At 74.7% G+C, this 21,120-nt stretch carries 22 protein-coding genes; 4 read left to right on the top strand and 18 right to left on the bottom strand.

Annotated elements, in window-relative coordinates:
• Positions 1-52: 52 nt before the first annotated feature.
• The 10 genes from ABZ449_RS31650 to ABZ449_RS31605 form a co-directional block, all read right to left on the bottom strand.
• A complete protein-coding gene (locus ABZ449_RS31650) occupies positions 53-775 on the bottom strand; it encodes a FadR/GntR family transcriptional regulator (RefSeq protein ID WP_360353029.1) in 723 nt (240 codons plus the stop codon).
• Positions 776-1,108: 333 nt separating this feature from the next.
• A complete protein-coding gene (locus tag ABZ449_RS31645) occupies positions 1,109-1,954 on the bottom strand; it encodes an HAD family hydrolase (protein ID WP_360353027.1) in 846 nt (281 codons plus the stop codon).
• Between the two features lie 52 nt (positions 1,955-2,006).
• Positions 2,007-3,281: a serine--tRNA ligase gene (gene serS / locus ABZ449_RS31640; RefSeq protein ID WP_360353025.1), complete on the bottom strand. Its 1,275-nt coding sequence runs from the start codon at positions 3,279-3,281 to the stop codon at positions 2,007-2,009.
• A 543-nt stretch (positions 3,282-3,824) separates the two neighbouring features.
• Positions 3,825-4,760, bottom strand: coding sequence for a prephenate dehydratase (gene pheA / locus ABZ449_RS31635; protein WP_360353023.1), 936 nt, complete (start codon positions 4,758-4,760; stop codon positions 3,825-3,827).
• A gap of 155 nt (positions 4,761-4,915) precedes the next feature.
• Positions 4,916-6,256 (bottom strand): iron uptake transporter deferrochelatase/peroxidase subunit, encoded by a 1,341-nt coding sequence (gene efeB, locus ABZ449_RS31630; RefSeq protein ID WP_360353021.1) that lies wholly within the window; start codon positions 6,254-6,256, stop codon positions 4,916-4,918.
• A gap of 14 nt (positions 6,257-6,270) precedes the next feature.
• Positions 6,271-8,304, bottom strand: coding sequence for a FixH family protein (locus tag ABZ449_RS31625; RefSeq protein ID WP_360353019.1), 2,034 nt, complete (start codon positions 8,302-8,304; stop codon positions 6,271-6,273).
• Between the two features lie 14 nt (positions 8,305-8,318).
• On the bottom strand, positions 8,319-8,843 hold the full coding sequence (locus ABZ449_RS31620) for a copper chaperone PCu(A)C (protein WP_360353017.1): 525 nt from the start codon (positions 8,841-8,843) through the stop codon (positions 8,319-8,321).
• Positions 8,840-9,508 carry an SCO family protein gene (locus ABZ449_RS31615; RefSeq protein ID WP_360353015.1) on the bottom strand — a complete coding sequence of 223 codons (669 nt, stop codon included), beginning with the start codon at positions 9,506-9,508 and terminating at the stop codon, positions 8,840-8,842. The genes ABZ449_RS31620 and ABZ449_RS31615 overlap by 4 nt, the downstream gene beginning before the upstream one ends.
• Before the next feature lie 77 nt (positions 9,509-9,585).
• Positions 9,586-10,335 carry a YcnI family protein gene (locus tag ABZ449_RS31610; protein WP_360353013.1) on the bottom strand — a complete coding sequence of 250 codons (750 nt, stop codon included), beginning with the start codon at positions 10,333-10,335 and terminating at the stop codon, positions 9,586-9,588.
• A 182-nt stretch (positions 10,336-10,517) separates the two neighbouring features.
• Complete coding sequence (locus tag ABZ449_RS31605; protein WP_360353011.1) at positions 10,518-11,327, bottom strand: hypothetical protein; 810 nt, start codon at positions 11,325-11,327, stop codon at positions 10,518-10,520.
• A gap of 230 nt (positions 11,328-11,557) precedes the next feature.
• Here ABZ449_RS31605 and ABZ449_RS31600 point away from each other — a divergent pair, with 230 nt between their 5' ends.
• Positions 11,558-12,199: an ATP-binding protein gene (locus tag ABZ449_RS31600; RefSeq protein ID WP_360353009.1), complete on the top strand. Its 642-nt coding sequence runs from the start codon at positions 11,558-11,560 to the stop codon at positions 12,197-12,199.
• Between the two features lie 67 nt (positions 12,200-12,266).
• Here ABZ449_RS31600 and ABZ449_RS31595 read toward each other — a convergent pair whose 3' ends face one another.
• The 7 genes from ABZ449_RS31595 to ABZ449_RS31565 all read right to left on the bottom strand — a co-directional run bounded on the left by ABZ449_RS31595 (position 12,267) and on the right by ABZ449_RS31565 (position 18,050).
• Positions 12,267-13,526: an ABC transporter permease gene (locus ABZ449_RS31595; protein WP_360353007.1), complete on the bottom strand. Its 1,260-nt coding sequence runs from the start codon at positions 13,524-13,526 to the stop codon at positions 12,267-12,269.
• On the bottom strand, positions 13,523-14,263 hold the full coding sequence (locus tag ABZ449_RS31590; RefSeq protein ID WP_360353005.1) for an ABC transporter ATP-binding protein: 741 nt from the start codon (positions 14,261-14,263) through the stop codon (positions 13,523-13,525). The genes ABZ449_RS31595 and ABZ449_RS31590 overlap by 4 nt, the downstream gene beginning before the upstream one ends.
• Positions 14,260-15,747 carry a peptidoglycan-binding protein gene (locus ABZ449_RS31585; RefSeq protein ID WP_360353003.1) on the bottom strand — a complete coding sequence of 496 codons (1,488 nt, stop codon included), beginning with the start codon at positions 15,745-15,747 and terminating at the stop codon, positions 14,260-14,262. The genes ABZ449_RS31590 and ABZ449_RS31585 overlap by 4 nt, the downstream gene beginning before the upstream one ends.
• Positions 15,748-15,785: 38 nt before the next feature.
• Entirely contained in the window at positions 15,786-16,361 is a 576-nt protein-coding gene (locus ABZ449_RS31580; protein WP_360353001.1) for a hypothetical protein, read from the bottom strand.
• Entirely contained in the window at positions 16,358-17,278 is a 921-nt protein-coding gene (locus tag ABZ449_RS31575) for a hypothetical protein (RefSeq protein WP_360352999.1), read from the bottom strand. The genes ABZ449_RS31580 and ABZ449_RS31575 overlap by 4 nt, the downstream gene beginning before the upstream one ends.
• Before the next feature lie 106 nt (positions 17,279-17,384).
• A complete protein-coding gene (locus tag ABZ449_RS31570; RefSeq protein ID WP_360352998.1) occupies positions 17,385-17,711 on the bottom strand; it encodes a hypothetical protein in 327 nt (108 codons plus the stop codon).
• 114 nt (positions 17,712-17,825) lie between these two features.
• Entirely contained in the window at positions 17,826-18,050 is a 225-nt protein-coding gene (locus tag ABZ449_RS31565) for a LuxR C-terminal-related transcriptional regulator (RefSeq protein ID WP_360352996.1), read from the bottom strand.
• 248 nt (positions 18,051-18,298) lie between these two features.
• Here ABZ449_RS31565 and ABZ449_RS31560 point away from each other — a divergent pair, with 248 nt between their 5' ends.
• Both ABZ449_RS31560 and ABZ449_RS31555 read left to right on the top strand, forming a co-directional pair.
• A complete protein-coding gene (locus ABZ449_RS31560) occupies positions 18,299-18,529 on the top strand; it encodes a hypothetical protein (RefSeq protein ID WP_360352994.1) in 231 nt (76 codons plus the stop codon).
• Positions 18,530-18,548: 19 nt separating this feature from the next.
• Positions 18,549-19,898, top strand: a complete 1,350-nt coding sequence (locus tag ABZ449_RS31555) for an amidase (RefSeq protein ID WP_360352992.1) — start codon at positions 18,549-18,551, stop codon at positions 19,896-19,898.
• Here ABZ449_RS31555 and ABZ449_RS31550 read toward each other — a convergent pair.
• Positions 19,895-20,056, bottom strand: a complete 162-nt coding sequence (locus ABZ449_RS31550; protein ID WP_360352990.1) for a hypothetical protein — start codon at positions 20,054-20,056, stop codon at positions 19,895-19,897. The genes ABZ449_RS31555 and ABZ449_RS31550 overlap by 4 nt on opposite strands.
• Positions 20,057-20,259: 203 nt before the next feature.
• On the opposite strand from ABZ449_RS31550, the gene ABZ449_RS31545 reads away from it, so the two are divergent.
• The gene (locus ABZ449_RS31545) at positions 20,260-21,081 is read left to right on the top strand and encodes an integrase (protein WP_360352988.1); all 822 of its coding nucleotides are present in this window, start codon (positions 20,260-20,262) and stop codon (positions 21,079-21,081) included.
• Positions 21,082-21,120: the final 39 nt, after the last annotated feature.

Raw genomic sequence — 21,120 nt, 5'->3', positions numbered from 1 at the left:
TCTTTCGTGAAGGTGCGTGGATGCGGACGGCGGAAGGGAGGCTCGCGCCGTCCTACTTCCGGGCCGCGATGGCCGCGAGCAGCTGCTCGACGGCCGCGGTCGGTTCGGCGAGCAGGGTGCGACACGCGGCCTCGGCCCGGTCCGGGTCACCGCTCTCGATCGCGTCGACCAGCGCCTCGTGCGTGGCGACGACGGCCTCGGGCATCTCGTGGTCGCCGAAGGCGGAGGTCATCGCCTCGCGCACGGAGGCGCCGAAGTAGCGGTACACCTCGGCCAGCGCGGGGTTGTGCGCGGCCTCGACGACGGCGGTGTGGAACTCCAGGTCGTGCTCGACGGTGGCCTCGCGGCTCGCCCGCTCGGGGTGCGCCGCGAACACCTCGGCCTCACGGGCCAGCGCGGCGCGCATCCGCCGGATGTCCTCGGGGGTGTGCCGGAGCGCGGCCAGCCGGGCGCCCTCGGTCTCCAGCGCGGCACGGACCTCCAGGACGTCCCGGATGCCGGAACGCTGGACGCCGCGCAGGACGGACGCCGGGTCGCTGGTGGAGCGGACGAACGTCCCCTCGCCCTGCCGGGAGACCAGCATCCCGGCGTGCACCAGCACCCGGATCGCCTCCCGCACGGTGTTCCGTCCGACGCCCAGCTGCTCGGCCAGCTCGTGCTCGGTGGGAATCCGCGACCCCACCGGCCAGGCCCCACCCGCCAGCTGCTCCCGCAACTGCTCGATGGCGGTGTCCACCAGGGAACGCCGCCCGGCCGCCTGCAAACCGCCGCTCATGCCGGACCTCCCTTCTCGACACCGGTCATCGGTCATCCTACAACTGCTTGCCCGGTCATCCTACAACCCGCCTCCGACCAGCCCGTGAACCCTCGGCCAACTCTGATCGCCGCCGATCGCCGCCGATTGCCGCCAGAAAACGGGCAGTCCCGCACCGCCCGGTCGCCCCACGCCGATGGGCAGGGACACCGATCTCCGCGCCCCACCGGGGGCGCGGGGAACCGCGCGGGGCGGAAGGCCGCCTCGGGGGTGCCGGGTGCCGGGTGCCGGGTGCCGGGTGCCGGAGGTCCTCCGGTCGTGAGCCGGGCGTCGGGCGCGTCCCCGCCGGCGGCGTCAGCGCTGCGGGTAGAGCAGCTCCAGGACCGCGGCGACGCCGTCCTCGTCGTTGCTGGTGGTGACGGCGTCGGCGATGGCGAGGAGTTCCTCGTGGGCGTTGGCCATGGCGACGCCGTGGGCGGCCCAGCCGAACATCGGGACGTCGTTGGGCATGTCGCCGAAGGCGATGGTGTCGGCGGCGCGGACGCCCAGGCGGCGGGCGGCGACGGCCAGCCCGGTGGCCTTGGACAGGCCGAGCGGGAGCAGTTCGACGACGCCGGCGCCGGCCATCACCACACCGACCAGGTCCCCCGCGGCGCGCCGGGCGGCCTCGGCGAGGGCGTCGTCGGTGAGGGCGTGGTGCTGGATGTACAGCTTGCTGAGCGGGGCGTCGAACAGTCCGCCGCGGTCGACCCGGACGACCGGCAGGTCGGAGCCGATCAGCAGCTCGTACCCGGGGCCGGCCAGCACCTGGCCGTCGAGGCCGTCCTGGTTGGCGGCGATGGCCAGCGGGCCGGTCTCGGTCTCGATCTTCTCGATCGCGAGCGCGGCGAGCCGCCGGTCCAGGGTGAGCGAGGTGAGCAGCTTGTGCGCGCCGGCGTCGTACACCTGGGCGCCCTGGCCGCAGACCGCTATCCCGGTGTAGCCGATCTCGTCGAAGACCGGGCGGGCCCAGACCGCCGAGCGCCCGGTGACGATGATGTGCAGCGCGCCCGCGCCGGTGGCCGTGGCCAGGGCGGCGCGGGTGCGCTCGGAGACGGTCTCCTCGCTGGTGAGCAGGGTGCCGTCGAGGTCGGTGGCGACCAGCCGGTAGGGCAGGCCGCCACCGCCGGGGGAGGCGAGGCTGGGGCTGATGGTGCTCATGGGCCGTACGTCTCCCGGGAGTTGCGGGTGGTGCTGGGTGGTGCGTGCCGGGTTACTTGACCGGTTCGAGGACGCTCCGCCCGCCGAGGTACGGCCGCAGCGCCTCGGGCACGACGACCGAGCCGTCGGCCTGCTGGTGGTTCTCCAGGATCGCCACGATGGTGCGCGGGACGGCGACCAGGGTGCCGTTCAGGGTGGCGAGCGGGCGGGTCTTGCCCTCCTCGCGCATCCGGATCGACAGTCGGCGGGCCTGGTACTCGGTGGTGTTGGAGGTCGAGGTGACCTCGCGGTACTTGCCCTGGGTGGGGATCCACGCCTCGATGTCGAACTTGCGCGCGGCCGAGGCGCCGAGGTCGCCGGAGGCGACGTCGATCACCCGGTAGGGCAGTTCCAGCGCGTTGAGGAAGTCCTTCTCCCACTGGAGCAGGCGGCGGTGCTCGTTCTCCGCGTCCTCGGGGGTGGTGTAGACGAACATCTCCACCTTCTCGAACTGGTGGACGCGGATGATGCCGCGGGTGTCCTTGCCGTAGGTGCCGGCCTCGCGGCGGAAGCAGGACGAGTAGCCGGCGTAGCGCAGCGGCAGCTTGTCGGCGTCGAGGATCTCGTCCATGTGGTACGCCGCGAGCGGGACCTCGCTGGTGCCGACCAGGTACCGGTCGTCCTCGGCGAGGTGGTACACGTTCTCGGCGGCCTGGCCGAGGAAGCCGGTGCCGTCCATGGCGGCCGGCCGGACCAGGGTCGGGGTGATCATCGGGATGAAGCCGGCCGCGGTGGCCTGGGCGATCGCCATGTTGACCAGGGCGAGCTCCAGCAGCGCGCCGACGCCGGTCAGGTAGTACGAGCGGGCACCGGCGACCTTGGCGCCGCGCTCGGTGTCGATCGCGCCGAGGATCTGGCCGAGCTCGACGTGGTCGCGGGGCTCGAAGCCCTCGGCGGCGAAGTCGCGCGGGGTGCCGATCTCCTCCAGGGTGACGAAGTCCTCCTCGCCGCCGACCGGGGCGGCCGGGTCGATGAGGTTCGCCAGCGAGCGGAGCAGGCGGTCGGCCTCCTCCTTGGCGGCGCCCTGTTCGGCGTCGGCGGCCTTGACCTCGGCGGCCAGGTCCTTGGTGCGCTGCAGCAGGGCGGTCTTCTCGTCGCCCTTGGCCTGGGCGACCTGCTTGCCGAGCACCCGCTGCTCGCTGCGCAGTTCGTCGAAGCGGCTGCCCGAGGACCGGCGCCGCTCGTCGGCGGAGAGGAGGGCGTCGACCAGGTCGACGTCCTCGCCACGGACGCGCTGCGAGGCGCGTACTCGGTCAGGGTCCTCACGGAGCAGGCGAAGGTCAATCACAGGCCCAAGCGTACCGGGCGACCGTTCCTCCACCGGTACGGGTTTTCCCCTGGGGATAACTCGGCCGATCCTGTGGATAACTTCTGTGGGGAACTCTCCGCCACCGGGTTATCCACAGGTCGGACCCCAGGCCTGTGGATCAAAGGGGAGGATCGCCTTCCGCGTGAACGAACCAGGGAATTGAGGTTTCAAACCTCAATGAACCTTCTCGAGCGAGGGAATTGAAGCACTCGGACGGGTGATTTGCTGGCAACCGGGTGACTCTGGTCCGATTGGTCATCTCTGCGGCGCAAACCGATGGTCCGACCGGTTCCGGGCAATGGCTATAGCGGTTTGTCGACTCGCCCCCAGGCCTGTGGATAACTCGGGGCTGTGGACAGTGCAGGGCCCTGTGGACAGCGGGCCCCGGCTCCGGGCTCCCTGTGGACGACGGGTGGGACCACCCGGCCCGCCCGATCGACCCGATCCGAAACAGTCGGAAAAGGGCGGAAAGACAAAAGGCGTAACCAGGGTGTCCGGAGGGCCGCGGGTGTCCCGCGGGCCTCAGATGTTCCCGCGGCCGTCGAGGGCGCGGGAGAGCCAGTCCGCCGCCGAGGTGAAATCCTCGTCCGAGGTCCCCGGCCGCCGGTGGGTGGACTCCTGCCGGTCGGCGCGCGGATAGGAGCCGAGGTACCGCACCTGCGGGCAGATCCGCTTGAGCCCCATCATCGCCTCGCCGACCCGGCGCTCGGACAGGTGGCCCTCGCAGTCGATCAGGAAGCAGTAGCTGCCCATGCCCTCGCCGGTCGGGCGCGACTCGATCCGCATCAGGTTGACCCCGCGCACCGCGAACTCCTGGAGCAGCTCCAGCAGCGCACCCGGGTGGTCGTCCGGCAGCCAGACCACCATCGAGGTCTTGTCCGCGCCGGTCGGCGAGGAGACCCGCCCCGGGCGGCCGACCAGCACGAACCGGGTGGCCGCGCTCTTGGCGTCCGCGATCTCCTTGACCAGCGGCTCCAGCCCGTAGATCGGCGCCGCGAACTCCCCCGCGAACGCGCCGTCGTAGCGGCCCTCGGCGACCAGCCGGGCGCCGTCCGCGTTGGAGGCGGCCGACTCCCACTTCGCCTCCGGCAGGTTGGCCGCCAGCCAGCGCCGCACCTGCGGCTGGGCCACCGGGTGGCTGGTCACCGTCTTGATCCCGGACAGCTCGGTGCCCGGCCGCACCAGCAGCGCGAAGGTGATCGGCAGCAGCACCTCACGGTAGATCATCAGCGGTGTGCCGGCGGCGAGTTCGTCGTTGGTCGCGGTGACGGCGCCCTCCACCGAGTTCTCGATCGGGACGAACGCCCCGGCCGCCTCCCCGCCGCGCACCGCGTCCAGCGCCAGCGCCACCGAGGACAGCGGCACCAGCTCCCGGGTCGCCGCCTCGGGCAGGGTGTGCAGGGCCGCCTCGGTGAACGTGCCGGCCGGTCCGAGGTAGGTGTAGCGGGTGGCCGACATGACGCCTCCGTGGGATCTCGGTGCTGCGCGGGCAGAATGTGCCGGAAGAGTCACCCTAACGACTCCGCGGCTCCGGCAGGAAAGCGTTCCACGGGCCGGAACCGCGGGGGTGGATCCCCCCGGATCCCGGCGGATCCGGGGGGATTCCGGGGGAACTACCCCTCCAACAACTGCTGGCCGAGGTAACCTCCGGGCGGCGCGCCCGGCGGCACCGCGTACAGGCCCCCGGCCTCGTGCCGCAGGAAGCGGGAGAGGCCGTCGCCCCGGGAGAGCTTGCGCTGCACCGGGGTGAAGCCCTTGCGCGGGTCGGCCTGGAAGGCGAGGAAGAGCAGCCCGGCGTCCGGGGAGCCGTCCGGCAGCAGCCCGTCGTGGTACGAGAAGCCGCGGCGCAGCATCGCCGCCCCGCCGTTGGCCGCCGGGGCGGCGACCCGGATGTGCGCGTCGGCGGGGATCGCCAGGGTGCCGTCCGGGCCCTGCGCGGCGAGGTCGACCGGGGACCGCTCGCCGGCCCCGGCGGGCGCGCCGAGCGGGGCGCCGTCCGACTTGCGCCGCCCGATCACCCGCTCCTGCCGGTCCACCGGCAGCGCCTCCCAGTGGTCCAGCAGCATCCGGATCCGCCGGTACACCAGGTACGAACCGCCGGCCAGCCAGCCCGGCTGGTCGCCGCCGGCGGCGCAGAACACCGTGGCGGCGAAGCCCTCCTCGTCCGGCCGGGGATTGTTGGTGCCGTCGATCTGGCCCATCAGATTGCGTCCGGTCACCGGCCGGGCCGCGGCGCCGGGGGTGCGGGCGAAGCCGGCCGACTGCCAGCGCAGCGCCGCCGTCCCGGCCGCGAGCCGCTGGAGCACCCGCAGGGCGTGCACCGCCACCAGGGCGTCGTCCGCGCCGATCTGGACGAACAGGTCGCCGTCGCCGCGGGCCGGGTCGAGCGCGTCGCCGGGGAAGGCGGGCAGCGGTTCGAGCCCTGGCGGGCGGCGGTCGGTCAGCCCGGCCCTGTCGAAGAGCGTGGCGCCGAAGCCGACCGTGAGGGTGAGCGAGCAGGGCCCGGCGTCCAGCGCGACCTGGTTGTCGAACTCCTCGGCCGGCTCTCCGGCGGTCAGCCGTTCGGCCGCCTTCGTCCAGCGCTGCAGCAGGGTGCGCAGCCCCTCCCGGCCGACGCCCTCGGCCAGGTCGAAGGCGGCGAGCTGGACCCGGGCCTGCGCCGGGTCGGTGATCCCGGCCTGGTGCTCGCCGCGGAACGGCACCCGGGCGGCTCCCAGCGTCCCGTCGGACGGGCCCGGCGCGACCGCCGTCCCGCCCGACCGCCCGTCCAGGGCGACGGCCCCGGCGACGCCCGCGCCGGCGCCGGCCAGCAGTCCGGCCCCGGCGGTGCCGAGCAGCGCCCGCCGGGTGAAGCCCGCCGGCCCCGCCGAAGCCGACCCGCGCTCCGCCGACCCGCGCTCCGCCGACCCGCGCTCCGCCGACCCGTGCTCCGCCGCGGGGCGCTCCGACGTCACGTCCGCCACCCCACTCACCCGATCTTGAACTGCTGGGTCGGGGTGGCCTGGTCGATGTCGGAGGAGCGGACCTGCACCGACACCACCCAGTTGCCCGCCAGCGGGAGCTGCGCGGTGCCGATCCAGCGGCCGGCGCCCTCCGGGGTGAGCTCGACCGGCAGCGGGCCGAGGTCGCGGTCCGGCAGGGTGAAGGCGAGCTGCACCTCGGGCACCTCCACCGGCTGCCCGTCCGTGCCGTCCAGCGCGAGCGTCACCTCGTTCGCCCCGGTCCGGGCGGGGTTGAGGGTGACGGTCGCGGTGCCCTTGGCGTTCGGCGTGCGGCCCTTGGTGTCGTACGGGAGCTTGAGCTCGACGGTGCGGCCGGGCTCGGTCTGCGCCGCCGCGGGCCCGCCGGCCGCCGCGGCGCCGGCCGCCCCGGCCCTGATCTCGTCCGCGACCCGTCCGGGCGGGGAGTTGGTGAGCATCGTGGTGACCACCAGCACCGCCACCGCGACCAGCGCCTCGACCAGCACCGAGCGGCGCAGCCCGGCCCGGGTCGGGGTCAGCCCGCGGTCGCGTCCGGCGCTCTCCCGGGCGGTCCGCTGGCGTTCCAGCTGGGCCTGCCGGACCGGGTCCTCGCTGTGCGTCGCCACGGCGACCGGCTCCGGCAGCTCGGCCGGTGCGACCTCCAGCGCCTCGGCCGGGGCCGAGCGCAGCCGGGCCAGCCAGGAGCGGGAGATCCAGGCGACGCCGACCATCGCGACCACGCAGCCGCTCTTCACCAGCAGCAGCCGCCCGTACTCGGTGCCGGTCAGCGCGCTCCAGCTGCCCAGGCCGCGCCAGGACTGGTAGAGGCCGGTGGCGGCCAGCACGGCCACCGAGCCGAAGGCGAGCTTCGAGAAGCGGTCCACCACCTCGACACCGACGCCCTCGCGCAGCGCGACCAGCAGCGCGGCCAGTCCGCCCAGCCAGAGCGCCATGGCGATCAGGTGCAGGATGCCGAGCGGCAGCGCCAGCCAGACCTGGATGCCCACCGAGGCGTGGTCGGCGCCGACCCAGGTCGCCGAGAGGGCGACCGCCAGCACCAGCCCGGCCACGCCGAGGCCGAGCCGGACCTCGCGCTGCGGCCGTTCGGCGGCCCGCCGCTCCAGCTCGCGCAGCTCGGCGGCCTCGGCCTCGGCGTCGTCCTCGGAGTCGGCCGGGCCCCCGGAACCGCCCGGGCCCTCCTCGTCCCGCGGCTTCGGGACGACCGGCCGCGGCGGCTGCCCCAGCTGCCCGACCAGCAGCGACAGGAACACCCCGGCCGCCGCGAGCAGCAGCAGCCGGGCGGCCAGCGCGGTGCCGATCCGCTCGTCCAGCGTGGAGCGCATCAGCGACAGGTCGAAGGCCTGCCCGACCCCCGAGCCGCGCTCGTACGGGCCGCGCAGCATCAGCACCGCGACGCTGGAGACCAGCAGCGCCGTCCAGCCGGTCATCAGCAGCCGCTGCACCCGGCGCCGGGCGGTGCCGGCCGGCCAGCAGATCAGCACGAAGGCGGCGACGCCGACCAGCAGCGCGAAGGCGGTGTACGCGACGGCGCGCCCGGTGCCGTACAGGGCGGCGACCAGGCCGTCGGCCTCCGCGCCCTGGAACGCCGTCGCCGACACCGAGGTGTCCGAGGGCGCGCCGATGGAGAAGGTGAACGCGCCGCCGACCGGGTGCGAGTCGTCCGAGACGGCCCGCCAGGCCACCGTGTACGTGCCGTTGGCGAGCCCGCTCTGCAGCCCGACCCGGGCGGTGTTGCCCTTGCCGTCGGCGTGCGCCGGGTTGCCGGTGTCCACGGCCTTGCCGTTCGGGTCGAGCACCCGGACGGAGTCGCCGGAGAGCGAGACGGACTCGCTGAAGGTCAGTGTCACCGCCTGCGGGGCGGTGCCGATCACCGAGTTCTGCGCCGGGTCGGTGGAATCCAGGATGGCGTGCGCGGAGGCCGGGCCGGCGCTCGCGAGCATCAGCGCGAGCAACGCGCCGAGCACGGCGAGCACCCCGGCGCTCCGGCGGTGGGTGGCCTTCTCCAGGCCGGCCGACTGCATGGTGGCGGGTCCCCCTAACTCTGGCCGGGGCGGTAGGTGAGTTCCTTGACCGGCACCTTGACGGAGATGGTGCCGGACTTGGAGAAGGTGAGGTCGAGCTCCAGCTCGTCACCGATGGCCGGGGCCTTCTGCCATCCCATGATCATGAGGTGGTTGCCGCCCCGGGCGAGCTTCAGGGCGCCGTGCGCGGGGACGTCGAGGCTGTCCACCTGTTCCATGCTCGACTCGGTCGAGCGGTGCATGGTGACCGACCCGGCCTCCGGGCTGGTCACCTTGAGCAGCTGGTCCCGCCCGCCGTCGTTGCGGACGGTCAGGTAGCCGGCCGCCATGCCGCCGGTCGGGGGCAGCGGGATGTAGGAGTCGGCGACGCTGATCACGGCCGGGCCGCCGGTGGCGTCCTGGCCGCCCGTGCCGCCCCCGGTCCCGCCGCCCGTCCCGCAGGCGGCCAGGATGGCGCCGCCGCCCAGGGCCGTCGCGACGACGGCGCCGAGCAGGGCGGTGCGGCGGAAGCGGCCGGTTCCGGTCTGCGCCGGGCTCACGCCGCGACCCCCTTGGCGAGCAGCGGCAGGTCGTGCTCGTAGGTCTTCTCCTCGGTGCCGCTCATGTAGAGCACGTGCGCCTTGTCGTCCGAGGGGAGGAAGGCCAGCACCTGCGCGCCGTGGGTGGAGGTGACCGTGCCGTCCCCGTTGACCACCGGGTCCTCGATCATGATCCCGAGGGACTTGGCCGCGGTCTTCACCTTGGCCAGGTCCCCGGTGAGGCCTATGAAGTCGCTGCCCATCGAGTCCAGCCAGGTGCGCAGCACCTGCGGGGTGTCGCGCTGCGGGTCGGTGGAGACGAAGACGACGTTGATCTTCTGCCGGTCCGCCTCGGGGAGCGCCTTCATCGCGACGCCGATGTCGCCCATGGTGGTCGGGCAGACGTCCGGGCAGCTGGTGTAGCCGAAGAACAGCAGGGTGGCCTTGCCGTTGGTCTGCTGCCGCAGGTCGAAGGGCCGGCCGGAGGTGTCGGTCAGCTGGAGGTCCGGCTTCTCGAAGTTCTTGGCGAGCTTGGTGCCCTGGTACGGGGTGTCCTCCTTCTGCCGGGTGACCTTGGCGGCGGTGGAGTCGCCGCCGGAGGAGCCGCAGGCGGAGAGGGTCAGGGCGGCGGCCAGCGCCAGGGCGGCGGCGCCGGCCAGACGGGTGGTGCGGGTGGTGCGGGGCATGGGACTTCCGATCGTGCGCGGTGGTCCGCCGGCGGGGCCGCACCCGTCTTCCGGGTGCGGCCCCGCCGGCGCGGGGTTCAGGAGGCGGAGCCGCCGTTCTTGCGGCGCAGGCCGAGCACGCCGACGGCGGTGCCGATCACGCCGACCACGATGCCGACCACGCCCAGGGTGCGGGCGGTGGAGTCGCTGGACTTGGCGTCGCCGGCGGAGGCGGCGTGGTCGGAGCTGTCCTCGTGGGCGCCCGCGGCCGGGGAGGCGGTGACGCCGTGCCCGTCGCCCTCGGCGGCCTTGGTGAGCTTCAGGACGGGCGCGGGCTTGGCCGGCTCCGGCTGGCCCTCCTTGGACTCGTCGATCCAGCGGGAGACGTCGCCGTTGTCGTAGGTCTGGAGGGTCTTGAAGACCAGGTTGTCGGTGTCGGTCGGCAGCGGGCCGAGCGAGACCCGGAACTCCTGGAACTGACCGGGGGCGATCTTGGTGCCGGCGTCGGCGGTCCAGGTGATCTTGGCGACGGCCTCGGTGACGTCGTTGCCGTGCACCTTGATCGGCTTGTCGAGCTTGGCCTTCTCGACCGTGGCGGTCCAGCCCGGCAGGGGCAGGGTCCGGACGGACGCCAGCGGGTGGTCCAGCGGGAGGTTGACCTCCAGCTTCACCGTGCCCGCCGTGTCGCTCTCGTTCGGCACCCGGAAGTCGACGGCCGTGTAGCCGCCCTGGGCGGCCGCACCCGGGTTCACGGTGACGTGCGCGAAGGCGGGGCCGGCCAGCGCCACCACGGAGGCGGCGGCGGTGAGGGCGACGGCGGCGAGACGGCGGGCGGGAAGGGAACGCATGATGCGGGTCTCCGATCGGAGCTCGGCGGCGGCCGGAACCGGGCGACGGACGTGAGCCGTGCCGCGGGGCCGCGCGTGGGAACGTGGGGGCAGAGCCTCGGGCCGCCCCGGTGGTCGGGGAACGGCCGGACGGTGCGCACGCCGGCACCCGGTACGGCCGTGGGGCCGCCAGGAGACGCCGGTCAGTACGCGAGGGCCCCGCACGGCGGGCCGCGCCGCACCACGCTGTGCCGCAGCACGGCGCCCGCCGGCAGCGGGTACTCCCCGCCCCGGGCACCGAACCGGCGGGCCGGGCCGGCCGCGCCGAACAGACCGCGCAGCAACACGGCCACCAGCGCGAACGCCGTGCGCAACGGCGCCGCCCAGTGTTCCCGGGCGGCCGTGGCGGCCACCCGCAGCAGCCGCCACAGCGCCGCCTCACCGCGCCGCAGCCACCAGCCCGCGACCAGCGCGGCGCCCAGGTGCCCGACCAGCATCGACGGTGTCATGCCGAAGAGGCCGGCCTGCCACCAGGGCGCGGCGGCGAAGGCGTGCGGGTCCAGGCCCGCGGAGGAGACCAGCTGCTCCGGGGACGGGCCCCCGGGCAGTCCGACCAGCGTGCCGGGACGGGCCTCGTTGCAGATCAGTCGGCCGGCCACCTGCGGCACGGTCAGCGGGCCGCCGTGGCGCATGCCGGACATGGAGCCGTCGAAGCCGTGGAAGAGGCAGTGCAGTCCGAGCTGCCCGGCACCCAGCGCCCCGGCGATGGCCGCCAGCGAACGCTCCCGCCCGCCGCAGACCGCCGCGAACGCCAGCACCGCGGCGAAGCCCAGCGCCAGCGCGGTCGGCGGCACGTTCCCGCCACCCGCCAGGGCGTGCCCGGCGGCCGCTATCAGGGTGCAGACCAGCGCGAACGGGACCGCCCGGGCAAGCCGCAGGTCCCAGGCGGCGGACCCCACCGGCAGGGCCGGTCCGGGGGCGCCCGGGAGCGGGGCGGCGGCGAGGGCAGTCATGGCCGGGCCATCCTCTCATTGCGTACACCCCTGACACGGGCAGGGTGGGAAATCCCTACGAATGCCCCTTTCGGCGGCGGCGTGCGAGGGGGCGTACGCGTCGCCCGGCACAGACACCGTCCCCCGGTCCATCCGCCGAACGGGCGGTAGCGGCCCCCGGGCACGGTTCACCCGGGAATCGCCCGGAGATACCTAGTTGTATGTGGAGCCGCAGCCAGGAGGGACCTCCCGTGGACATCTGGTGGACTCTGCACCTCAAGCGCGACCCGGCCAGCGTCCCGCTGGCCCGGCGCATCCTGCTCGGTGCGATGGCGACCGCAGGCGTCGACCCGCAGATCGCGGACGACCTCGGCGTCGCCCTCACCGAGGCCTGCGCCAACGCCGTCGAGCACGGTGCCACCGGGCGGCCCGACGACGGCTTCCAGGTCACCGCCTCGATCTGCGGCGACCGGCTGCGGATCGAGGTCACCGACTCCGGCCCCGGCCTGCCCGCCCTGGCCGCACCCGCGGAGCCGGCCCGCCGCGCGGCCGCCCCGGCGCAGGCCCGCCCGGCGGCGGCCGGCCGGCCGCCCCGCCGCACCCGCGGCCGCGCCACCGTCCCGGCCCGCGTGCTCGCCGCCCACCGCCCCCGCCGCGACGGCCACCCGTACGACACCCACGTCCTGCCCTGCCGCCCCAGCACCCCCACGCTGCGCCCGGTCGACCTGGACAGCCTCCCCGACCTCACCGCCGAATCCGGCCGCGGCCTCTTCCTCATCCACGCCCTCACCGACCACGTCCAGCTCCGCAACCACCCCCTGCGGGGGGCGATCGTCAGCTTCGACAAGATCCTCAAGTGGCAGGACGGCGCGCTGCTGCAGGCGGCGTCGTAGGGGAGGGCGGGGCACGGGCGGCGGCGCGGGCGGCGGGCGGCGCCGTGGGACGGGCGGGGGAGCCGGGTCAGTGGCGCAGGGCTTCGGCCGGTTCCACGCCGGCGGCGCGGAGTGCCGGGTAGAGGCCGGCCAGCAGGCCCACCAGGCTGCCGGCCAGTGGTGCGGACAGGACCGTCCAGGGCTGGAGCAGGGCGGTCCAGTCCCGGGCCAGCGCGACCAGCACCACGACGGCCACGCCGATCGCGGTGCCCACCAGTCCGCCGAGCGTGCCGAGCACGGTGGACTCGGTGAGGAACTGGGCCGCGATGTGCCGGGGGCGGGCGCCCAGGGCGCGCCGCAGGCCGATCTCGCCGGTGCGTTCCAGGACGGCGACCAGCGTGGTGTTGGCGATCCCGACCGCGCCGATCACCAGGCAGATGGCGGCCAGCAGCAGGAACAGCCCGGTGAGGTCGGTGGAGACGGAGTCCCGCAGGGTGTGCGGGTCGGGCGGGGCGAGCGCCTCGAAGTCCTGGGGGGCCTCCGGTCGCAGGGCGGTCGGGGCCTGGGAGGCGACCAGGCCGGCCGCGCCGGTCCGGGTGCGGATCACCATCCGGGCCCGGCCGTTCTCCCCGGGCAGCGGGTTGCCCCAGAGCGTCCGCGCGGTGGTGGTGGGCACCATGACGTCGAGCGCGGTCTCGGGGAGCCGGGCGCTGCCGTCGATGATGCCGATGACGGTGAAGCCGACGCCGTTGACGAACACCGCCGGATGGGCGTCGAGGCGGCTGATGCCGAGCCGTCCGGCGGCGGCCGAGCCCAGCACCGCGACGCGCAGGCCGCGTTCGCTGTGGAAGGCGTTGTAGACGGTGCCGGCGGAGACCTGCGCCTCGATCGCGTCGAAGCCTCCGGGTGAGAGTGCCAGGACGTCGAGCCCGGTGCCGGAGCCGGGGCCGGGCACCGGGGAGGTGGAGATCTTCGGCTCGGTCAGCGGTGCGCTCCAGTAGACCCCGGCCGCGACCGCGCCGTTGAGCCGGCCCACCCGGCGGTCGGCGTCCTCGGGGAAGTCCATGGCGGCACGGTGCCGGCCGCCGGCCGTGACGACTTCCGCTCCGGTGCCGACCAGGGTGACCGTGGTGTTCTGCAGCGCGGAGAAGCGCTTGCCGATCTGGCCGGTGGCGCTGGAGGTGAGCCCGAGGACGGCGACGAAGGCGCCGACCCCGAGGACGGTGCCCAGCAGGGTGAGCACCGAGCGGCCGGGCCGCTGCACCATGCCGGACAGCGCCTCGCTCAGCAGGTCGGCCAACCCGATCCGGGAGAGCGGGACTTCGGTGGACGCGGCGCGCTTCCTCATCGCCCGGCCACCGCCCCCGAGGTGCCCAGCCGGCCGTCCCGGATGGTGATGGTCCGCCGGGCCCGCTCGGCGACCTCGCGGTCATGGGTGATGACCAGCAGGGTCAGGCCGCTCCCGTGCAGTTCCTCGAACAGCTCCATGACCCGCCGGGCCGTGGCCGAGTCGAGGTTCCCGGTCGGCTCGTCGCACAGCAGGAGCGACGGCCGGTTCACCAACGCCCGTGCCACCGCGACGCGTTGGCGTTCGCCACCGGACATCCTGGAGGGCAGGGCCTCGGCCCGGTGGCCGAGGCCGACCTGGTCCAGGACCCGCCGGGCGGCCTCGGCCCGGCCGGCTCGCGCCGATCCGTTGTAGACCTGGGCGAGCATCACGTTCTCCAGGGCGGTCCGGTACGGCAGCAGGTGGAAGGACTGGAAGACGAAGCCGATCCGCCGCCCGCGCAGCGCGGTGCGCCGTGCCTCGGAGAGCGCACCGGTGTCGATGCCGTCGAGTTCGTACGTGCCGCCGCTGGGCCGGTCGAGCAGTCCGAGCAGATTGAGGAAGGTGGACTTGCCGGAGCCCGAGGGGCCGATCACGGCGGCGTACTCGCCGCGGGCCACCTCCAGGTCGAGGGGGTGCAGGGCGGTGACCGGCGGCGGCCCGGGGAAGGTGCGGAACGCTCCGCGCAGCCGGATCACGGGGGTGTCGCGGTGTCCCGGGGCCCCGCGGTCGTCGGCCCGTGCCTCGGTCCCGCTCACCGGCCGACCACGACCTGCTCGCCGGGCCTGAGTTCGGTCCCGGCGGCGGGCCTGACCTCGACGAAGCCGTCGGCGGCGACGCCCGCCGTCACCTCCACGGTGCGCCGGGTGCCGTCGGCGCCCGCGACGGACACGGAGGTCCGGCCGTCAACGCCCGAGCTGATGGCCGAGGAGGGCACGGCGAGCACCTCGCCCTGGGTGGAGGCGGCGACCACGGTGATCCGCACGTCCTGGCCCTCCAGCGCCGGGTCCCAGGGAGCGTCGGGCGTGATGACGAGCGGGACGTAGGGGTCGGTGCCGGCGCCCGGCGCCGCCGGTGCCGCGCTGGCCGCGCCTCCCCCGGCGGGACTGCCGGGGGTGACGAGCGTGCCCACCGAGCCGACCTTGGCGGAGAGTTGGGCGCCCGTGGTCTCGGACAGCACGGTGACGTTCATCCCGGGCTTGACCAGCGGGGCGTCACCGGGGAGCAGGTGGCCGGTCAGGTTGAGGCCGCCGGCGGTGAGGGTGAGGACCGGGGTCGTCACCCTGTCGCCGACCTTGGCGCCCACGGCACCGACCCGGGCCGGCAGGGCGGGCAGGAAGACCACCTCGGCGGCGGGCAGCTGGGGGCCGTCCTTGGCCTGGGCGCGGGCCAGGTCCTGCTGCTTGGCGGTGAGGTCGGCGCGGGCGCGGGCGAGTGCGGCGGCACCCCCGGAGGCACCCCCGGCGGCTGCGCCGGGTGCGTTCGCCGGCGCGCCGGACTTGGTGGCCGTCGCGGTCGGTTCGCTGCCGCGGGCGGGCTGGCTCTCCAGGTCCTGGACGGTCTGCTTGGCCTGGTCCACGGCCTGCTGGGCGGCCCGGACGGCGGCGGCGGTCTGGTCGCCGGTGGTGGGCACCGGATAGCCGAGCTTCTGGTAGAGCCTGGTCACGGCGGCCTTGGTACCGGCCCCGAAGTACTCCTTGTCGTCGCCACCCGTGGAGTACCCCATGCCCCGGAGCACGTCCTGCAGTTGGCCGATGTCCCCGCCGGACTCGCCCGGCGCCATGTCGCGGTAGGCGGGTATCGGGCCGGGCAGGGCGATCACCGGCCGCCCGGACACCTCGGCCAGCACCTGCCCGGAGTCCACCGCGTCCCCGCCGTTGACCTTCAGCGCCGTCACGATCGGGGTGCCGCCACCCGGGCCGCCGGCGCTGGCCGAGACCGCGCCCGGCTGCACCGGGAAGGACTGGCCGGCCGTGAACACCCCGCGCAGGACGGTGGTGTTGGACAGCACCCGCTGCACCACCGGCGCCGTGAGCACCGAGGCGGGTGGTGCCTTGGTGTCGGCTGCGGCCTGCTCCGGCGAGCGGATCAGGGTGGCGGCCCACATCCCGCCCCCGGCGGTGACCGCGGCGACCAGGGCGATCACGATGATCAGCCGCCGTCGTCGGTGCGGGGCGGGCCCGGCCGGGGCGGCGGGTTCCGCTGCGGTGGCCTCGGGCTGGGGTGTTTCCACGGCTTCCATTTCCCGTGCTTCTTCCGGTGCTCGGCGCTCGGACGGTTTCAGCTGCTGCGGGACGGGCCGGCGGTGCCCTCCGGGCACGGCAGCGGATTCCGGATGTCCGTGACCTTCCACGCCCCGTTGACATGACGCATCGTCATGACACTGAGTTGCTCCGGCCGTTGTCCGACCTGGTCGATCTCTCGGCCGGTGCCCGCGTCCACGATCCGCCAGGCGTTCAGGTCCACGCAGTCGTACAGCCGGCGGGCCTCGCCGTCGACCTGCATGCCGAGCAGCCGGTGCTTCACGTCGCCGCTCATGTGCCGCTTGTCCTCGCGCATCCGGTCGACCGAGGCGCGGAGGATGGAGAGGTTGGGTTCGTCGGCGTGGGCGTCCAGAGGCGCGGCCCCGGTGTCGGCGGCCCGGGCCACCCTCGTCCACTCGTCCCAGTACGCCAGGTAGGGCTGCCGGAGGTCGGTGTCGACGGCGATCAGCCGCTCGCCGTACGGACCGGTGGCGGTCGCGCCGTCCGGGGCCGCCGCGGAGGTGCCGGAGCAGCCCGCGGTGGTCAACGCCGCGGCACAGGCCAGGGCCGCCGCCGCGGCCCGCAGCGGGCGGCCGGGCCGGGTGCGGCTCACTGGCCGTGCTCCCGCAGCACCGTCGCCGCCTGGTCGATCTGGGACTGGACGGCGGCGCGGTAGGCCTTCAGTTCGTTGTCGTGCTGCTCGATCAGCTGCTTCTGGATGGCGCTCTGCACGCCGAAGGCGATGCCGGAGAGGTTGGTCTGCTTGGTGCAGGCGACGTCGGCCTTGGCGGTGTCGATCTCCCGCTGGGTCACCGTGGGGCCCCAGGACTCGGTGCTGAGGCTCTCCGGGTTGCTGTAGGCGTAGCCCTTCTGCTTCATGCAGGACGCCCACTCGGCGGTGGCGGCGACCACCCGGGCGTCCGACTTCGTGCGGTTCATCGACTGGCCGGTGAGGTCGCCGTAGACGTCGGTCCCGGGTGCCTTGTCGCCCTTGAGCTTGCGGTCCGCCTCGCCGGTGCAGCCGCCGGGCGGGGTGTTGCCGCCGGCCGGCTCGCCGCCGGAGGGGGACTTCAGCCCGGACAGCGCGGTGAACTCGGCGGGGTTCATCGTGCTGCCACCGGTCTTGGCGCCCCCGGCGGTGCCGGGGGCGTGGAAGCCGTACTGGGCGGCCTGCGCCTCGTTGAGGAACCCGTACGGCGTGGGCATGTCGTCCTTGGCGGCCTTGGTGAGGTCGGCGTTGCTCGGCTGCCAGGAGGCGAAGCCGAACCGCTTCATGCAGTCCTGGGTGAGCAGTCCCTGCGCCCGCGCGATGCCGGTCAGCTCCTGCGGGCTCGCCGCGAAGGCCCGCAGCGGGAGCTGCTGGGTGTCGGCCACGGTCGTCGGGGTGGGCGTCGCGGTCAGGGCGGGCGCGGCGGCCTGGCCGCCGGATCCGCCGGCGGCCGGAGCGGCGCTCTTGTCGGAGGAGCAGCCGGTGAGCAGGGCGAGCCCGGCGGCGGTGACGACCAGGGCGGTGCGGCGGTGGGACCTCACGAGTGGACCTCATCGGGTGGGCGGGCCGGTAGTCTCGGACGGAGCCCTCTTCGCCCCATTAGCGGTGGGGCGAAGAGGGCTGTGGTGCGGTGGTGCGCTCAGCGGATCAGCAGCGGGTCCACTGGTTCGCCTGGGCGCCGGCGATGTAGTCCTCGAAGGTGTAGCCCCACTTGCCGGTGGCCTTGTCGGTGTTGCTGTCCCAGGCGGCGTAGTTGTTGACGGTCGAACCGAGGGTGAAGCACCAGTCGTTGGTGCCGTGGCCCGGGTAGCCGACGCCGTTGATGACACCGTTGGTGTACGGGGTGTTCCGGATGTTGGCGGCGGTGGTGTAGTCGCTGACGTAGAGGGCGTTGGCGACACCGGTGCCGAGGGTCAGCGCGGCGGTGGCGGCGACCGCCACGGAGACCATGCGGCCCACACGGTTCCTGAGCATGGTGAATCCCGTCTCTCGTGGTGCGGAGGGTGGTTGTCGATGCCCCGATCGGAGCCAGGGCCCCGATCGGGGCTAGGACATCTCAGCACCGGGCCGGACGGTCCGAAAGTGTCCTCAGGTACAGTCCTCCAGCCGGAACAGCAGGGCCGCCTGGGCCAGTTGGATGCGTGAGCACACGCCGAGCTGCTCGAACAGGGCAGCGGTGTGCGCCTTGACGGTCCGCTCCTCGATCCGCAGTGCGGCGGCGATCTCCTGGTTGGACAGGTCGGTTCCGATGAGCTCGAGGACCTGGGCGCGGCGCTGGGAGAGCCCCCTGACCCGGTCGGCCGCCGCGCGCATTCTGGAAAGGTGATCGATCGTCAAAAGCGGTGCATCGCCCATCGGTTCCCCCCGTAGCCGAGTGTGGAGCGTACGCACAACCAGTCTCCGGCGGGTGCTGGGCCCAGTCAACGTGGATGTGACGGAGAGCGGGGCTCCGGATGTGCACGGTGAGGCCGCCGGGGCGCGCGCGTGCGGGCCTCGCGGGCGGCCGGCCGGCGGATCCGTTCCGGTTGCCGGGGGCGTGCGGCGGCCGGACGATGGGGAGCATGATGCACCAGATGCGAGCCGAGTACGGCGCCGGCGGCGCCGCCGACGGGGTGCGGCTGTGGCACATGGTCCGGGGCGAGGAGAGCGTGGCCATGTGCGGGCGTGAGCTCGATCCGGGGGCGCGGGTGCGGTCGGCGGTGGACTGGGGGAAGACCCCGGAGCTGTGCTGCCACACCTGCGGGGCGTACTTCCTGCGCGAGGCGCCGTACCTGGCGGCCGAGCACCCGTGAACAGCGTTACCGTGCTGGCATGGAGGAACCGCTCGTCCGGCCGCGGCCGCTGACCGAGGAGGCCGCCGGGCTGCGCGCCGGTGTGCCCGAACTGCCCGATCACGTCGACCGGTTGTGCGCCCTGGTCGAGCGGGTGGACCCGCTGATCCACGCCTTCGTGCCGGAACCGGGCCGGTACGACCGGCTGCGGGCGCAGGCGCGGGAGGTGGCCGCGCGGTACCCGGAGCCGGACGGGCGGCCGCCGCTGTACGGGGTGGCGGTGGGCGTCAAGGACATCGTGCACGTGGACGGGCTGCCCACGCACGGCGGTTCGGCGCTGCCGCCCGGGGTGCTGGCCGGGCCGCAGGCCGTGGTGGTGGACCGGCTGCGGGCGGCGGGGGCGCTGGTCGCCGGCAAGACGGTGACCGCCGAGTTCGCCGCGAGCGCCCCGGGCCCGACCCGCAACCCGCACCATCCGGGGCACACCCCGGGCGGCTCCAGCAGCGGCTCGGCGGCGGCCGTCGCGGCCGGGCTGGTGCCGCTGGCGATCGGCACCCAGACGGTCGGCTCGGTGATCCGCCCGGCCGCGTACTGCGGGGTGGTGGGCTTCCGGCCGACGTACGGGCGGATCCCGATCACGGGGGTGATCCCGAACGCGCCGAGCTTCGACACCCTGGGCACCTTCACCGCCGACCTGGCGGGCGCGGCCCTGGTGGCCCCGCTGCTCTGCGACGGCTGGCGGCCGGGGCGCGGTGACTCGCCCGAACCCGTGCTGGGGGTGCCGGACGGGACGTACCTGGAGCACGCCGAACCGGCCGCGCTGCGCGCCTTCGAGGAGCAGCTGGCCCGGCTGGAGCGGGCCGGGTTCACGGTGCGCAGGGTCGAGCTGTTCCCCGACTTCGCCGGGATCACCCGGCAGCTGCAGGCGGTCAACCGCTTCGAGCTGGCCCGCAGCCACGCCGACTGGTTCGCCCGCTTCGGCGGGCTCTACCGGCCGGAGACGGTGGCGGGCATCCGGGCCGGCCAGGGCGTCGCGGCCGGGGACCGGGCGGCCGCCCTGCGGTTCCGTGAGCGGCTGGGCGAGCGGGTGGCCGCGGCGGGTGCGGCGGCCGGGGTGGACCTGTGGCTGGCACCCTCGGCGACCGGCGGGGCGCCCGAGGGCCTGCACAGCACCGGGGACGCGGTGATGTCACTGCCGTGGAGCTTCCTCGGCCGGCCGGCGCTGAGCCTGCCGGCCGGGCGGACCGCGGAGGGGCTGCCGCTGGGCCTCCAGGTGGTCGGCGCCCCCGGCGGTGACGAGCGCCTGCTGGCCCAGGCCGCCCGCGTCGAGCGGGCCCTTGCGGAGAGCCGGGCGAGTCGGGAGAGTCGGGAGAGCCGGGCGGGTCGCTAGGAGGTCCGGGAGGCCCCGGTGCCCCGGGCCGCGGTGCCCCGGTCGGGGTCGGGGCCGCGTTGCTCGTCGGGGAAGCGCGGGCCGCCGATCAGGAAGAGCAGGGCGGCGGTCGGGAAGCCGAGCGAGGCGGCCAGCAACACGATGAACTGCCAGAACATCTTCCGCTCCTCGTCAGTCGCGGGCGGCCCGGACACCCGAAGGTGATCCCAAACCCGGCCCGCTCCGATTGGCCGAATCGTCCGGTCACTGTCCGACGGTATGGCCGAATCACCCCGGCTGCCACCGGGCGCCGCGTCCCGGCCCGCGCCACACCGGCGCACGGGTCTGGGCGCGGGCCCGGCGCGGCGGACACACTGTCGGGATGCAGCTACAGCTCGCAGGGGAAGCACGGCGGCCCGACCGCGAGAGCGAGGACTTCGCGGCGGCCTCGCCGGAGGCGCTGGTCCTGCTGGACGGCGCGAGTTCGCCGGCCGGCCTGGAGTCCGGGTGCCGGCACGGGACGGCCTGGTACGTGCGCCGGCTGGGCGTGCACCTGCTCGCCCGGCTCACCGACCGGGCGGACCGCTCGATCGCCGAGTGCCTGGCCGACGCCATCGTGGAGACGGCCGCCCTGCACGGCGGCCGCTGCGACCTCGCCCACCCCAACACGCCCGCCGCGATGGTCGTCGCCGCCCGGCGGCACGGCGAGTCGCTGGAGTACCTGGTGCTCGGGGACTCCCTGTTGGTGCTGGAGTTCAAGGACGCTCCGCCGAAGGTGATCGGGGACAACCAGCGCTTCCCCGGCGGGGAGGAGCTGCGCCGCCAGGTCTGGGAGACCGTTCCCGGATCGGCGGAGCGGGCCGCGCTGCACCTGGAGTACGCGATGGCCGTGCGCGCCGCCCGCAACCGGGGCAACGGCCCGTGGATCGCCGCCGCGGGCCCGCGCGCGGCCGAGCGCGCCGAGACCGGCTTCGTCCGGCTGGACCGGCTGCACGCGCTGGCCGCCCTCACCGACGGTGCCTCGCGCTACACCGAGCGCTTCGGGCTGGGCAGTTGGGGTGATGTGCTGCGGCTGCTCGCCGAGTCGGGGCCGGGCGAGCTGATCGCCCAGGTCCGGGCGGCGGAGCGGGCGGACGCCGCCTGCGAGCGCTGGCCGCGCGGCAGGACGCACGCCGACGCCTCGGCCCTCTACGCGCTGTTGTGACCGGGAACGGCGGAGCGGCCGCGGGCATCGCCCGCGGCC

The sequence above is a fragment of the Kitasatospora sp. NPDC005856 genome, from assembly GCF_040629945.1.
GTDB lineage: Bacteria > Actinomycetota > Actinomycetes > Streptomycetales > Streptomycetaceae > Kitasatospora.
The sequence above is the reverse complement of the archived record's forward strand: the minus strand, read 5'-3'. Positions and strand labels throughout refer to the sequence as shown.